Origin of the sequence: Curtobacterium sp. UNCCL17 (genome assembly GCF_000686685.1) — a bacterium.
Lineage (GTDB): Bacteria > Actinomycetota > Actinomycetes > Actinomycetales > Microbacteriaceae > Curtobacterium > Curtobacterium flaccumfaciens.
In genome coordinates, this window is the sequence record NZ_KK366000.1 from 943,150 (window position 1) to 957,501 (window position 14,352).

The 14,352-nt window shown below is 71.8% G+C and carries 11 protein-coding genes; 5 read left to right on the forward strand and 6 right to left on the reverse strand.

Annotation, left to right across the window (positions count from 1 at the left end):
* Window positions 1–21 precede the first annotated feature (21 nt).
* Window positions 22–1,017: a Gfo/Idh/MocA family oxidoreductase gene (locus BR70_RS0109335; protein ID WP_027465854.1), complete on the reverse strand. Its 996-nt coding sequence runs from the start codon at window positions 1,015–1,017 to the stop codon at window positions 22–24.
* Between the two features lie 2 nt (window positions 1,018–1,019).
* Window positions 1,020–1,907 (reverse strand): sugar phosphate isomerase/epimerase family protein, encoded by an 888-nt coding sequence (locus tag BR70_RS0109340; protein ID WP_027465855.1) that lies wholly within the window; start codon window positions 1,905–1,907, stop codon window positions 1,020–1,022.
* A 68-nt stretch (window positions 1,908–1,975) separates the two neighbouring features.
* Here BR70_RS0109340 and BR70_RS0109345 point away from each other — a divergent pair, with 68 nt between their 5' ends.
* Complete coding sequence (locus BR70_RS0109345; protein WP_027465856.1) at window positions 1,976–2,998, forward strand: LacI family DNA-binding transcriptional regulator; 1,023 nt, start codon at window positions 1,976–1,978, stop codon at window positions 2,996–2,998.
* A gap of 210 nt (window positions 2,999–3,208) precedes the next feature.
* Here BR70_RS0109345 and BR70_RS0109350 read toward each other — a convergent pair whose 3' ends face one another.
* Complete coding sequence (locus BR70_RS0109350; RefSeq protein WP_197019631.1) at window positions 3,209–3,703, reverse strand: GNAT family N-acetyltransferase; 495 nt, start codon at window positions 3,701–3,703, stop codon at window positions 3,209–3,211.
* A gap of 151 nt (window positions 3,704–3,854) precedes the next feature.
* Here BR70_RS0109350 and BR70_RS0109355 point away from each other — a divergent pair, with 151 nt between their 5' ends.
* Entirely contained in the window at window positions 3,855–4,490 is a 636-nt protein-coding gene (locus tag BR70_RS0109355) for a hypothetical protein (protein WP_027465858.1), read from the forward strand.
* On the opposite strand, the gene BR70_RS0109360 is transcribed toward BR70_RS0109355, so the two are convergent.
* The 3 genes from BR70_RS0109360 to BR70_RS0109370 form a co-directional block, all read right to left on the reverse strand.
* Complete coding sequence (locus BR70_RS0109360; protein ID WP_155896836.1) at window positions 4,483–4,980, reverse strand: hypothetical protein; 498 nt, start codon at window positions 4,978–4,980, stop codon at window positions 4,483–4,485. The genes BR70_RS0109355 and BR70_RS0109360 overlap by 8 nt on opposite strands.
* A gap of 261 nt (window positions 4,981–5,241) precedes the next feature.
* A complete protein-coding gene (locus BR70_RS0109365; RefSeq protein WP_027465860.1) occupies window positions 5,242–6,006 on the reverse strand; it encodes a hypothetical protein in 765 nt (254 codons plus the stop codon).
* 142 nt (window positions 6,007–6,148) lie between these two features.
* Window positions 6,149–7,330 carry a cysteine desulfurase family protein gene (locus BR70_RS0109370; RefSeq protein WP_027465861.1) on the reverse strand — a complete coding sequence of 394 codons (1,182 nt, stop codon included), beginning with the start codon at window positions 7,328–7,330 and terminating at the stop codon, window positions 6,149–6,151.
* A gap of 59 nt (window positions 7,331–7,389) precedes the next feature.
* On the opposite strand from BR70_RS0109370, the gene BR70_RS0109375 reads away from it, so the two are divergent.
* The 3 genes from BR70_RS0109375 (at window position 7,390) to glgB (ending at window position 14,222) form a co-directional block, all read left to right on the forward strand.
* Complete coding sequence (locus tag BR70_RS0109375; RefSeq protein ID WP_027465862.1) at window positions 7,390–9,498, forward strand: glycogen debranching protein; 2,109 nt, start codon at window positions 7,390–7,392, stop codon at window positions 9,496–9,498.
* Between the two features lie 174 nt (window positions 9,499–9,672).
* Window positions 9,673–11,673: an alpha-1,4-glucan--maltose-1-phosphate maltosyltransferase gene (locus tag BR70_RS0109380; RefSeq protein ID WP_027465863.1), complete on the forward strand. Its 2,001-nt coding sequence runs from the start codon at window positions 9,673–9,675 to the stop codon at window positions 11,671–11,673.
* Window positions 11,670–14,222, forward strand: coding sequence for a 1,4-alpha-glucan branching protein GlgB (gene glgB / locus BR70_RS0109385; RefSeq protein ID WP_027465864.1), 2,553 nt, complete (start codon window positions 11,670–11,672; stop codon window positions 14,220–14,222). The genes BR70_RS0109380 and glgB overlap by 4 nt, the downstream gene beginning before the upstream one ends.
* The last annotated feature ends 130 nt before the right edge of the window (window positions 14,223–14,352 follow it).

Here is a 14,352-nt window from a genome sequence, read left to right on the forward strand (position 1 = left end):
GTCCGACTCGGCCGACCGGGGTCAGTAGTCGATGTGCTCCGTCCGTGCCGACGACAGGGCACGAGTGGCTGCCTCGGCGATGGCCTGGGCCCTGAGCCCGTCCTCCAGGGAGACCGGCGGCTCGGATCCGGACTCGAGCGACGCGACGAAGGCGGCGAGCGTCGCGGCGTAGGTGGGCTGCACGCGCTCGAACCAGCCGTCGTGGAGTCCGTCCGCGACGATCTGCCCGTCGGTGTAGCGAGCGACGTTCCCGCGGTGGTTCCGCCGCGACTCGACGAGTCCGGACGACCCCATGACCTCGATGCGCTCGTCGTAGCCGTAGCCGGTGCGCCGCACGCTGTCGATCTGCACGAGCGCGCCGGAGGGCATCGTGAGGGTCGTGACCGACGTGTCCACGTCGCCGAACTCGCGGATGGCCGGGTCGACGAGCGCCGAACCCGCCACCGCGACCGTCACCGGGTCCTCGCCGGTGATCCACCGCACGAGGTCGAAGAAGTGCACGGTCTGGTCGCGGAGCTGGCCGCCGGAGACCCGCAGGTAGTCGAGTGGCGGCAGGGACGGGCCGCGGGAGCTGAGCTGGACGAGTTCGACCGCACCGATCTCCCCCGCGGCGACGATGCGTTGCAACTCGGCGTGGTCGCGATCCCACCGCCGGTTGAAGTCGAGCATCGCCGGCACGCCGCTGGCACGCACGTGCTCCACCACCGCGACCGCGTCGGCGTACCCGGCAGCGATGGGTTTCTCGCAGAGCACGGCGATCCCGGCGTCGGCGGCAGCGCGCAGGTGCTGCGCGTGCGTGTCGGTGGAGGAAGCGACGAAGACCGCGTCGACCTGCGCCGCGTCGAACGCCTCGTCCTGGGTGAGCGCCCACGTGCCGTGCCGTGCCGCCAGCGATGCAGCGCGGTCACGGTCGACGTCGTGGATCCCCACGAAGTCGACGTCGGGGTGCGCTGCGAGGGACGCGGCATGCACGGCACCGATGAACCCGGCACCGACGAGTGCGAAGCGTTGCGTCATGATCAGCCCACCAGGATCGCGGTCAGGTCGTGCATGGTGCGTGCGACGACGGCGGGATCCTGTTCGTTCGCCCGGTCGGAGAACATCTCGGTGACCCACCATCCGTCGTACCCGGTCGCCTTGATCGCGTCGACCCACTGCTGCAGCGGGATCGCACCGCCCCCGATGACGACGTTCCGGTGGACGGCCTGGTCGGGAACCGTCCGCTCGCGGTCCAGGTCGAACCCGTCCGACAGGTGGACGGCCTTGATGACCGACGCGGGCAGCGCTCGGACCTCGGCCAGCGTGTCCCCGGTCGTCCAGAAGTGCCAGGTGTCGAGTGCGATCCCCACGTTGTCGCGCCCGGCCTCCTCGATGATGTCCAGCGCGTGCCGGCATCGGTTGAGGTGCGCCCAGGCGAGGGGCTCCAGGTAGACCTCGAGCCCGTGATCCGCGGCGATGTCCGCCGCCAGACGGACGTTCGCACCGGTGATGCGGACCGCTGCGTCCTCGTCGAGTCCGAGCGTCGCCCGGTACCGGGTGTCGTCATCGGCCAGTCGGCCAGCGCGGTGGTCACGGACGACCGCGGAATCGACCGGCCCGGTGCACAGCTGCACGATGGGCGCACCGACGGCGGTGGCCACACCGCACATGCGCTCGACCTCCGCGACGAAGTCGTCGCGACCGGCACCTTGACGCTCGATGTCGAGCACGGCACCGAGCCCTGTCACTTCGAGACCCTCGAGCAGCGGCGGCAGTGTCTGGACGTCGTACCCGGCGTCGAGGTACCGGTAGAGCTTCGGGCTCTGCAGCTCGATGCCGCCGTAGCCAGCCTCCTTCGCGAGGCGGACGTCCTGGACGACGTTGCCGTGGAACGTCGTCGTGACGTTCATGGAGATCTTCGGGGGCATCTGCGCTCGCTTCGTTGGACAGCACTGGAACAGTCTGGACCGGTCCAGAATAGGACTAGCCTGCTCTCATGTCGAGACCTCACCACGCTCCGACCATCCGGGACGTCGCCGAGCGCGCCGGGGTCTCGAAGTCGCTGGTCTCGCTCGCGCTCCGCGGCGACCCAGGAGTCAGCGACGCCCGTCGGGCGGCCGTCCAACGAGCAGTCGACGAACTCGGCTACCGACCGAACCGCGCAGCCAGGAGCCTCGGCGAGCAGCGGACGGGCACGGTCGGAGTGCTCCTGAACGACCTGCGGAACCCCTGGTTCGTCGACCTGCTCGCCGGCCTCACCGCGACACTCGACACCGTCGGACTGGCACCCATCCTGGTCGACTCGGCGACCACACGGCGCGTGGGCGGTTCGCCCGTGGACATGCTCCTGCGACAACAGGTGGACGGCATCGTCGTGGTCGGCACCACAGAGGACGACGCCGCCCTCCGTCGGGCGGTCCAGGAGGTCCCGGTGGTCCTCGCCGGGACGTACGAGCCTGACGACCTGCACGCCGACGTGGTCGTGAACGACGACCATGCCGGCGCATCGATCGCGACCGAGCACCTCCTCGCGCTCGGACACACCCGGATCGGTCACCTCGTCGGCCCGGGGCGCGTCGGAGAGCTCCGCGAGCAGGGTTTCCGCGCGACCATGACCCGCCACGGTGCCGACGCCGTCGTGGTGCCGGCCGGCATGAGCGAGGAGAGCGGGTACGCGGCGGCCCGACGAGTCCTGGGCACGGCCGACCGTCCGACCGCGCTCGTGGCCTACAACGACCTCGTCGCCATCGGCGCGTTGTCCGCCGCCGACGACCTCGGCCTCGTCGTCCCGGACGACGTGTCACTCGTCGGGTACGACGACACCTACCTCGGCAGCATCCGGCACATCTCGCTCACCACGGTCGACAACGGGACGTTCGCGATCGGGGCCCAGGCGGCACGGTGGCTCGGTGAACGCGTGCAGGGGCGAGACCCGGAGCCGCGCGTGCACCGAGTGCCGGTGTCACTCGTGGTGCGGCGCACGACGAGCGGTCCGAGACCGACGGACGACGACCGCTGACGGCGACGTCGCCGACGGTGCGGTCTCCCAGCGCGCCCGCGTGTCCGGCGCGCATCCGGAAGGCCGACCTGGAGGCCCGGCGCAGGTCCGTCCCGCTGGTCACGGGGACGTCGACAGCGGCACCAGGACCGGATCGACCGGGCATCCACTGAGCGCGGGTTCGCGTGAGTCGGCGACACGTGTTCCTCGGGGATCACCGCCCGCCCCTCGCTACCCGGGCCTCCGGTGCGACCTGGCGATCGCGTACCGCCGCAGCCGCACGCCCCCGCGGCGCTCGGTCGACAACAGGACGGCGTCGTAGTGCTCCAACACCCCGACGGAGCCGTCGTTGTCATCGCGGCAGACGGCGATCACCGGGTCGATCCCGACGCGCGAGGCGTGCGCGAGCACCTGGCCCAGCGCCCAGGTCGCCACGCCTCGGCCCCTCGCCGACGGACGGATCCCGTACCCGACGTGGCCGAACCGCTGCACTCCGGCGGCGTCTCCCGGTGCCCGGAGTGCGATCCCGCCCAGGACGCGTCCGTCCTCGACGATCCACCAGAGCGCACCGGGTCTGGCGTGCAGTCGGCCGACCCAGGCGCGGAACCCGTCCTCGTCACCGACGTCGTCGTGGGTGGTGATCCCGAACCCGTCCTCGTGCGCGCCCGGCCCCCACTCGGCATGCGCTTCAGCCCACGCCTCGTACAACGCCGCCTGCGGTCTCACCAACTCGAGCATGTCCAAGTATCACAACGATGCGGCTCGGTGGCGATCCCCTCGTGCGGATCCGACGGCAGTCGCTTCCGGAGTCGCACGCGCGACCCGCATAGACCGCGACCCGTAGAGTCGAGAGACTCTCGACGTCAGGACCAGAACGATGACCAGCCCCGTAACCGACCCGGCCGGAGCCGAGCGTTGGGCAGCCGCCGCCCGGCTCGCCGACGGCCAGAGCGACGACGGGCTCCGCCGCCGCCGGACGCGCGTGTTCGTGTGGGTGGGGGCACTCGTCCTGGCCTCGTGGGCCGTCGGGGTGGTCCTGGCGCTGGTGCTGGCCCCGGGCACCGGGAGCGACCACGCGAGTGGCGACGGTGGCGTGCAGCTGCTCGTCCAGCTCCTGCTGTTGCTGCTCGGGCTGGTCGTCGGCATCGTCGGTTTCGTGTGGGCCTTCCGCTCCGGTCACTACGTCACTCGCTGGCGATCGGTGAGCAGCCCGCTCTCCCGCGCGGAGCAGCGGTCGGTGCGGCGTCAGATCGCCGGCAAGGAGCCGATCGACGACGAGCACGCGGACATCGTCGTCGCAGTCGCCGCGCAGAACCGTCGAGCCACGCTCGGGATCCTGCCGATCTTCGGCGCCGTGATGCTGTTCGCCGCCTCGACAGCGGTGAGCACGGACAGTCTGCCCATCAAGCTGATCGAGCTCGTCGCGTCGTTCACGGTGGTGCTCGGGCTCGTGCAACTGGCCGTGCAGTACCGACGAGCCGGGCGGTTCCTCTCGGAGCACGCCCTCAGCTGACGCCGTCCGGCTGGCCGCCCGGAACGCTCGACCGTCGGCGGCGTCGGTTCCTCAGGACCAGCAGGAGACCGACCAAGGTCGCGGCGCTCCCGAGGAACACCCCCGCTCCGACCCACGTCGTGACGCACGTGCCGTGCCCGAAGAGCGCGTTGATGAGCATGCCGAGTCCCACGGCCACGCCGGTGAGCAACACCGCGCACGTCGGTTCGAGCCACGGAGGCGACAGGAGCGACCGTCGGTCGACCGGGAGGCCGCGGTCCAGTCGAGCACGCGCAGCTCGCTCGCGGTCCTGGATCGCGATCCCGATCGTCGGCCCCCAGAACGCCACCGTGGCCTGGCTGCCGTCGGGATCGACCAGGATCAGGATCGCCAGCGTCGCCACCGCACCGCCGAGGTACCACCAGGGGAAGACCCGACGGATCGGGACGGCCCAGCGGCTGTCCCGCCGGGTGCCGTTCCGAGGGTGATGCTCACCGCCGCTCGTGGCCACGGTCAGCGCTCCCACCGCAGGTCGGCGCTGCCCTGCGGTTTCGGAGTGGTCACGAGCTCAGTCATCACGGCCTCGCGAGTCGTCCCGATGCACTCGGCGACGAGGAGGTCGTACTCGTGAACGGCGGTGCAGGTGGCGCCGGGGTCACGGTGCCGGACGGAGATCGGCGGAACGGATTCGCCATCAGGGGCCGCCCTCGACGTCGTGCGTGGTGGCCGTCCCCCCGGGTGTGCGGCGTTCGAAGTTCCGGGATGCACGCCGTCACGGTCGTCCCTTGCGGAACGGAAAGCGGAAGGGCCGTCGCCGAGCCGCCACGGGCCGGAGCCCCTGCGCCAAGCGCGTCAGCTCCGCTCGCAGGTCCGCATCAACGGTCGGCACCCCGACACCCGGGTGCCGAGGGAACGGGTTGCCCTCGATCCCGAGGACGGTCAGTGCGGCGTGGGCGTGCCCGGACGCCGACTCCGGGTCTCCGAGCCGGCTCGCAACGCGGGCCCGAGCTGTCAGGTACCGGACGACGCGGTCTCGGAAGAACGCCGTCCTCCGGATCGAGGCCTCGGCGCCGGCGAGCAGTGCGTCCGCCTCGGCGAGCGACGAGGGATCGCCGAGCTGCAGGAGCACCTCGGCCAGGAGGACCTCCGACATGCCGGTGGTGAACGAGTCGGAGCCGCACTCGGCGATGCGCCGGAGGACCCTCCAGTACTCGTCAGCGGCGTCACGCAGACGTCCCGACAACGCCAGTGACATCGCGAGTACCTCCCCGCCGTCGTTCACGCGCGCCTGCGACCCGCCGACGGCCTCGATCTCCGCCATGAACCGGACGAGCAGCCCCCGACCGACCTCGCGGACGCCCTCGTCTGCGTCGCCCTGCAGGGCGAGGGTCACCCCCTGGACGCGGATGTACTCGAGCCTGGACGATCTCGCACGTGCGAGCTTCGCTTCGAACGCCGCAGCGATCTCGTCGTTCCACTCTGTCGAGCGGTACCAGTTGTCGTCCCGCGGCGGTCGGACGCGCGCTGGACGACGCACGTCCTCTGCGTCGTGTACATCGTCCGGCCCCAGTACCACGAGCAGCAGTATGCCCTGGAAGGGGACCAGCGTCAGCGTCGCAACCGAGATCGCCGGAGTCCCACCCAGGCGCAAGCCGAATCGACTGCGCCGGAGTCACCCACTACCGCCCGAGCAGCGGCTCCCTCGACGCCATCCCCGCGGCACCGGCCCGTGCGACCGCATCCGGCAGCGCCGCCAGGAACGCGTCGACGTCGGCATCGGTCGTGGTGTGGCCGAGCGTGATCCGGAGCGCACCACGGGCGTCCTGCTCCGACAACCCCATCGCGAGCAGCACGTGCGACGCCTCGGGCACGCCGGCCTGGCACGCCGACCCGGTCGAGACCGCGACCCCGGCGGCGTCGAGCAGGAACAGGAGCGAGTCGCCCTCGCACCCGGGGAACGTGAAGTGCGCGTTGCCCGGCAGCCGGTCGACGGGGTCCCCCATCAGCACCGCCGACGGCACGGCCGCATGCACCCCGGCGATCAGCCGGTCCCGCAGGGCGACGAGCGACGGGTGCGGCATCGGCTCGGCGACGACCGCGCCGGCCGCCACGCCGAATGCCGCAGCCGCCGGGGCGTCCTGCGTGCCGCTGCGCACCTGCCGCTGCTGCCCACCACCGTGGATGAGAGGCTCGACGGTTGCCTTCCGTCCGAGCACGAGCGCACCGATGCCGACGGGCCCGCCGACCTTGTGCGCGGAGACGCTGAGGGCGTCGAGGCCGGACCCGGCGAACGACACCGGCACCTGCCCGTAGGCGGCGACCGCGTCGCTGTGCACGGGCACGCTGGCGGCGTGCGCGAGCTCGACGATCCGTGACACGGGCTGGATGGTGCCCACCTCGTTGTTCGCCCACAGGAACGTGACCAGGGCGACGTCCGAGGCGTCGGCGAGCCGCGCCTCCAGTCCGGCGAGGTCGACGCGACCCTGCGCGTCCAACGGGACCACGTCGATGACGGCGCCCTCGTGGGTCTCCAGCCAGGTCAGGGTGTCGACGGTGGCGTGGTGCTCGCCACCCGGGACGACGATGCGGGGCCGCTGGCGGTCGCGCTGGCGAGCCCAGAACAGGCCCTTCACGGCGAGGTTGATGCTCTCGGTGCCGCCGGAGGTGAACACGACCTCCACCGGGTCGGCGTCGAGCGAGCGGGCGACGGCGGCGCGGCCGTCCTCGAGCAGCATCTTGGCGCGCTGACCGGCGCTGTGGATGGACGACGGGTTGCCGACGGTGCCCAGGGCATCGGTGAAGGCGGCGAGCGCCTCCGGCAGGATCGGCGTCGTCGCGGCGTGGTCGAGGTAGACCGACAAATGCACCCCCTGGATCGAGCAGTGTCCAGGATACGCGCCGGTCCTCGTACCCTTGTCGCGTGCACGAGACAGCGATCGACCTCACGCCGGGGTTCTCCCTGGGCGGGACCGTCCCCCGGTTCACCCTGCACTCCGCGACGGCGACGAGCGTCGTCCTGGTCGTGGCGAGCGCGGGAAGCGCCGTCGGCGCGGGCGGGGAAGACCGCGCCGACGGGCGGCCGACCCGGCACCCGCTCGAGCGCGTGCCGGACACCGACGTGTGGACCGGCGAGGTGCCCGGGATCGTGCCCGGCGACCGCTACCACCTGCTCGTCGACGGGCCGGTCGGGCCGCGGCACGAGTTCGACCCGACGCGTCCACTGCTCGACCCGTACGCGCGGGGCATCCTGCCGACCGGCGACGACGAAGCGTCCGGCCCCCGCTGGACCAGCGTCGTCGTCGACGACGCCTTCGACTGGGGCGGCGTCGTGAAGCCGCAGGTCCCCCTCGACCGCGCCGTCGTCTACGAGGCGAACGTCCGCACCCTCACGGCCGCGAACCCGCATCTTCCGGAGCACCTGCGCGGCACGTACGCGGGGGTCGCCCACGAGAGCACGATCGCGCACCTGCACCGCATCGGCGTCACCACGCTCGAGCTGCTGCCCGTGCAGGCGTTCGACACCGAGCGGTGGCTCCGCGACGCCGGCCGCCAGAACGCCTGGGGCTACAACACGCTCGGGTTCTTCGCCCCGCACGCAGCGCACGCCTCGGCGCCGGCGCAGCGGGAGGGCGCCGACGCCGTCCTGCGCGAGTTCAAGGGCATGGTCCGGCTGCTGCACGAGGCCGGCATCCAGGTCGTCCTGGACGTCGTCTACAACCACACCGCAGAAGAAGGACTGGGTGGTCCGACGACGAGCCTGCGTGGCATCGACGGTGCGAACCGCTACCGCTGGGCGCAGACCGACCCGCCCCGCCGGGACACCTACTACGACACCACCGGGTGCGGGAACACGCTCGACACCTCGGTCGAGGCGACGGCGGACCTCATCGTCGACAGCCTGGTGTACTGGGCGCGCGAGGTGCAGGTCGACGGGTTCCGCTTCGACCTGATGGCCGCCCTGGCCCGCGACGGCGAGCACCGGTTCGACCCGTCGCACCCGCTGCTCGAACGCATCCGGAACCACCCCGACCTGCAGGACACCCTGGTGATCGCCGAGCCGTGGGACGTCGGCCCGGACGGCTGGAAGACCGGGGAGTTCGGCGCGGCCGGCCAGCGCACGAGCGAGTGGAACGACGGGTTCCGCAACACGGTCCGCCAGTTCTGGCTCACCGACATCGCCGAGGAGCGCCGCACCGGCCTGCCGCAGACCGGGATCGGCGCGCTCGCCGGAGCCCTGACCGGCTCGCGTCACGTCTTCGGCGCCGACCGCGGCCCGCTGGCGAGCGTCAACTTCGTCACCGCGCACGACGGCTTCACCCTGCTCGACCTGGTGTCGTACGACGGCAAGCACAACGAGGCCAACGGCGAGGACAACCGCGACGGCTCGAACGACAACCGCTCGTTCAACCACGGCATCGAGGGTGACACCGCCGACCGCGGGGTCCGCGCCGCGCGGGGTCGGTCGATGCGCAACCTGGTGGCGACCCTGATGCTGTCCGCCGGGGTGCCGATGCTCACCGCCGGCGACGAGCGGAGCCGCACGCAGCACGGCAACAACAACGCCTACGTGGTGTCCGACGACCTGACCCCGGTGGACTGGTCCGACGACGAGGACGCCGAGACGATGACCGAGGCCGTCGCCGCGCTGGCCCGGTTCCGGCAGGCGCACCCGTCGCTCCGCCCCACCCGCTTCGGCGTCGAGGGGCAGGAGACCCCCGGGGCCTCGCGGATGTCCTGGTACGGGCCGGACGGACACCCGATGACGATCGAGGGCTGGGACCAGCCGGTGCACCGCGCCCTGCAGTACTTCGTCGAGTCGACGCCCGAACACGAGCCCTTCGACCGCGTCCTGGTGGTCGTGCACGGCAGCGGCCGCACCCGCGACCTGACCCTGCCGGTGCGCGAGGACGTCCTCGGGTACCGCCTGGCCTGGTCGAGCGAGAAGCACCGCGACCACGAGCGGCTCCGACCTGCCGGGCAGGTCTTCACCGCTTACGGCCCCGGCATCCACCTGTTCGAGGTGGCGTAGCGCCGAGCAGTCGGGTGCGGCCCGGCGTCGCGACCGACCGACGGACGGGAGGCCCGTGGCGGCCCCGCCCCGGGCCTTGCGTACGGTCCTCAACAGGCTCCACGGCGCGCCCGGCCCTCCACAGCGGGCCGATTCCGGGGAACGCGGAGCCGCCCGCCGGGTAGCGTCGCTTCCGTGGCCACCGCAGACCGACCCCGCCGCCCGAAGATCGGGCGCATCCCGATCACCGAGCTCGCCCCGAGGACGCCGAACGGCTTCCCCGGCAAGGCATTCGACGGCGAGGTGATCACGTTCGGTGCAACCGTCTTCCGAGAAGGACACGGCATCATCGGCGCCGACCTCGTCCTCGAACGCCCAGACGGTGGAACACGCACCGTCCCCATGACCCTCGGTGCCCCCGGCACCGACCGCTACGAAGCCACCGTGCAGGTCGACCACGTCGGCGTCTGGACCTGGCACGTCGAGTCGTACTCCGACGACTGGGCGAGCTGGCTCCACGGCGCACGCCTGAAGATCGCGGCCGGCGTCGACACCGAGGCGACCCTGCTCGACGGTGCCGTGCTGCTCGACCGGCTGGCCGAGGAAACCGACTCCCCCGCCGCCACCCGTGCCGCCGCACGCGTCCGTGACACCGACCTCGACCCGGCCGAACGCCTGGCCGCCGTCGACGACCCGCGCATCGTGGCCGAAGTCGAGGAAGCCCCGCTCACCTCGCTCCGCACCCACTCCGCCACCCAGCTGCTCGACGTCGAACGCACCCGCGCCGGCGTCGGCGCCTGGTACGAGTTCTTCCCCCGCTCGGAAGGCGCGAAGAAGAACCCCGACGGCTCCTGGAAGAGCGGCGACTTCCGCACCGCGGCCCGCCGCCTGCCCGCCGTCGCCCGGATGGGCTTCGACGTCATCTACCTGCCGCCGATCCACCCCATCGGCACCACCGCCCGCAAGGGGCCGAACAACACGCTCACGCCCGGGCCGAACGACCCCGGCAGCCCGTGGGCGATCGGCTCCCCCGAGGGCGGGCACGACGCGATCCACCCCGACCTCGGCACCGAGGACGACTTCCGCGACTTCGTCGAGACGGCGAAGAACACCGGCATGGAAGTCGCGCTCGACTTCGCGCTGCAGTGCTCCCCCGACCACCCCTGGGTCACCCAGCACCCCGAGTGGTTCACGCAGCGCGCCGACGGCTCCATCGCGACCGCCGAGAACCCGCCGAAGCGCTACCAGGACATCTACCCGATCCAGTTCGACACCGACCCCGAGGGCCTGGTCACCGAGGTCGAGCGTGTCCTGCGCCACTGGATCGCCTTCGGCATCCGGATCTTCCGCGTCGACAACCCGCACACCAAGCCGCTCTGGTTCTGGGAACGCGTCATCCGTGAGATCCGCGACGAGCACCCCGACACCGTGTTCCTCGCCGAGGCGTTCACCCGCCCGGCGATGATGCGCGCGCTCGCCGAAGCCGGGTTCCAGCAGTCGTACTCGTACTTCACCTGGCGCAACACCAAGGACGAGATCGAGGACTACTTCACGGAGCTCTCGCACGAGACGAGCGACTACCTGCGCCCGAACCTCTTCGTGAACACCCCCGACATCCTCACCGAGTACCTGCAGTTCGGCGGCCGTGCCGGCTACAAGGTCCGTGCGGCGCTCGCCGCCACCGGTGCGCCGACGTGGGGCATGTACGCCGGGTACGAGCTCTTCGAGGACGTCGCCCGACCCGGCTCCGAAGAGAACATCGACAACGAGAAGTACGAGTACAAGCCGCGTGACTTCGCCCTGGCCGAGGCCGAGGGGGCGTCGCTGGCCCCGTACGTGACGATGCTCAACCGGTTCCGTGCGGCGCACCCTGCGCTCCGACAGCTGCGGAACCTGCACGTGCACGCCGCCGAGGACCCGGCGATCGTCGTCTACTCGAAGCACCTGTCGGGCGAGTACATCCGGTCAGGACGCCCCGACACCGTGATCGTGGTCGCCAACGTCGACCCGCACTCCGCCCGTGAGACCACCGTGCACCTGGACCTCGCCGCACTCGGTCTGCCGACCGAGGGCCTGTTCGACGTCCGTGACGTCGTGACCGGTCAGCGCTGGACCTGGGGCGCGTCGAACTACGTCCGCCTGGATGCGTTCCAGGAGCCCGTGCACCTGCTCGTCGTGGAAGGACCCCACCGATGACCCCCGAACCGACCGACCCCACGAAGCGCGGACCGGCCGTCCCGCCGGTGCCGCCTCCGCCGCCGGCCGTGCCGCGGTACGAACCGAAGGTCTCCGCGCCCGACGAAGACCTGCCCGGCGCCCCGCCGGTGCAGCGCGAGGCACCTGACCGCGGGGTGGCGGAGTCCGCGACGCTCGCCGGGCACCCCGCCGACCCGTCGCACCCGCGGCAACCGCCCGTCGCGGCCGCCTCCGCGTCCGACGCCCCGACGGCACCGACGGGGGGCGCCGCCCCCGTGGTCCGCCCGGCCTCCGTCGAGGCTCCGGCCGCCCCCACCGCTGCTGCCTCGGCGCAGGCTGCTGCCTCGGCTCCCGCCGCCACCGGTACGGCCACGGATCCGCGTCCGGCTCCGATCGAGGACTGGCTGCGTCTGCAGGTGGCCGAGGGCCGCTGGTCCCAGCCGCACGACGTGCTCGGCCCGCACCCGGTCGACGGCGGCACGAGCGTCCGCGTCGTCCGGCACCTGGCCCGTGCGGTGCGGATCGTCCGCCCCGACGGCGACGACATCGAACTCACGCACGAGGGTGACGGGCTCTGGGCCGGCGCCACCGCCGAAACCCTCGGTCGCTACCGCGTCGAGTCGGAGTACGACTACGACGAGTCCACGGACGAGGACGACGCCACCTGGACCACCGACGACGCGTACCGGTTCGCCCCGACGCTCGGCGAGCTCGACCTGCACCTGTTCGGTGAGGGCCGTGACGAGCAGCTCTGGCACCACCTCGGCGCGCACGCCCGCACCGTCGACGGCGTCGACGGCGTCGCGTTCGCCGTCTGGGCACCCCGGGCGACCGCCGTCCGCGTGATCGGCGACTTCGAGGGCTGGGAAGGCCGCACCACCGCGATGCGCCGTCTGAGCGACCTCGGCGTCTGGGAGCTCTTCTGGCCCGGCGCCGTCGTCGGCCAGCGCTACAAGTTCCAGATCCTCACCGACTCCGGCTGGGTGGAGCGGGCCGACCCGTTCGCCCGCGAAGCCGAGATCGCCCCGGCGACGGCCTCGGTCGTCACCGAGTCCACGTACACGTGGTCCGAGGGCGACGCCGCCTGGATGGAGCGCCGCGCGCAGACCACCACGCACGACGCCCCGATGAGCGTGTACGAGGTGCACCTCGGCTCGTGGCGCCCCGGCCTGTCGTACCGCGAGGTCGCCGACCAGCTCATCGGGCACATGGAGTACACCGGCTTCACCCACGTGGAGTTCCTGCCGCTCGCCGAGCACCCCTTCGGCGGCTCGTGGGGCTACCAGGTCACCGGGTACTACGCGCCGACCGCGCGCTTCGGTTCGCCCGACGACCTGCGCTACCTGATCGACCGCCTGCACTCCGCGGGCATCGGCGTGATCATGGACTGGGTCCCCGGGCACTTCCCGAAGGACGAGTGGGCCCTCGGGCGCTTCGACGGCTACGCGCTGTTCGAGCACCCGGACCCCCGCCGCGGCGAGCAGCTGGACTGGGGCACCTACGTGTTCGACTTCGGACAGCCGCAGGTGCGCAACTTCCTGGTCGCGAACGCGCTGTACTGGTTCGAGGAGTTCCACATCGACGGCCTGCGGGTCGACGCGGTGGCCTCGATGCTGTACCTCGACTACTCCCGCACCGACTGGCTGCCGAACATCCACGGCGGCCGCGAGAACCTCGACGCGATCTCGTTCCTGCAGGAGACGAACGCGACGGCGTACAAGCGCTACCCCGGCATCGTGATGATCGCGGAGGAGAGCACCTCGTGGCCGGGCGTGACCCAGCCGACGAGCGCCGGCGGGCTCGGCTTCGGGCAGAAGTGGAACATGGGCTGGATGCACGACTCGCTCGAGTACGTGCAGCGCGACCCCGCGTACCGCAGCTACCACCACGACGAGATCACGTTCTCGTTCGTCTACGCGTTCAGCGAGCAGTTCACGCTGCCGATCAGCCACGACGAGGTCGTGCACGGCAAGGGCTCCCTGTACGGCAAGATGCCCGGTGACGAGTGGCAGAAGCTCGCCAACGTGCGTGCCTACCTGGCGTTCATGTGGGCGCACCCCGGCAAGCAGCTGCTCTTCATGGGCCAGGAGTTCGCGCAGCCTGCCGAGTGGTCCGAGGCGAAGGGCCTCGACTGGTGGCTCCTGGACCAGCCCGGCCACCGCGGTGTGCAGGACCTCGTCGCGGAGCTCAACCGCGTGTACAAGGACTCCCCGGCGCTCTGGACGCACGACTCGACGGCCGACGGCTTCGAGTGGCTCGAGGGCGGCGACGCACCGCACTCGACCCTCGGGTTCCTGCGGAAGGACGGCGACGACCGGGTCGCGGTGTTCGTGAACTTCTCCGGTGTGCCGGTGGAGCGCCGCTTCGGCCTGCCGACCGCGGGCGAGTGGCACGAGGTGCTCAACACCGACGCGGCCGAGTACGGCGGCTCCGGGGTCGGCAACCTCGGCGTCGTCACGGCAGAGGACACCCCGTGGGCGGGCCGCCCGGCCTCGGCGCACCTCGTGGTCCCGCCCCTCGGCGCCGTCTGGCTGAAGCTGGCCCAGTAGCCCGGCCAGCGTCCGCGACGCGACCGACCGACAGACGGGAGGCCCGGTGCCAGCTGGCACCGGGCCTCCCGTCTGTCCGTTGCCGGGTCCACCGCGATGCGCGAGACGCCGTCGTGTCCTCGAGACGCCG

Excerpts from the sequence above, each read along its gene's own strand:
- BR70_RS0109335 (WP_027465854.1), bottom strand. The coding sequence starts at position 1,017 with ATGACGCAACGCTTCGCACTCGTCGGTGCCGGGTTCATCGGTGCCGTG.
- BR70_RS0109340 (WP_027465855.1), bottom strand. The coding sequence starts at position 1,907 with ATGCCCCCGAAGATCTCCATGAACGTCACGACGACGTTCCACGGCAAC.
- BR70_RS0109345 (WP_027465856.1), top strand. The coding sequence starts at position 1,976 with ATGTCGAGACCTCACCACGCTCCGACCATCCGGGACGTCGCCGAGCGC.
- BR70_RS0109355 (WP_027465858.1), top strand. The coding sequence starts at position 3,855 with ATGACCAGCCCCGTAACCGACCCGGCCGGAGCCGAGCGTTGGGCAGCC.
- glgB (WP_027465864.1), top strand. The coding sequence starts at position 11,670 with ATGACCCCCGAACCGACCGACCCCACGAAGCGCGGACCGGCCGTCCCG.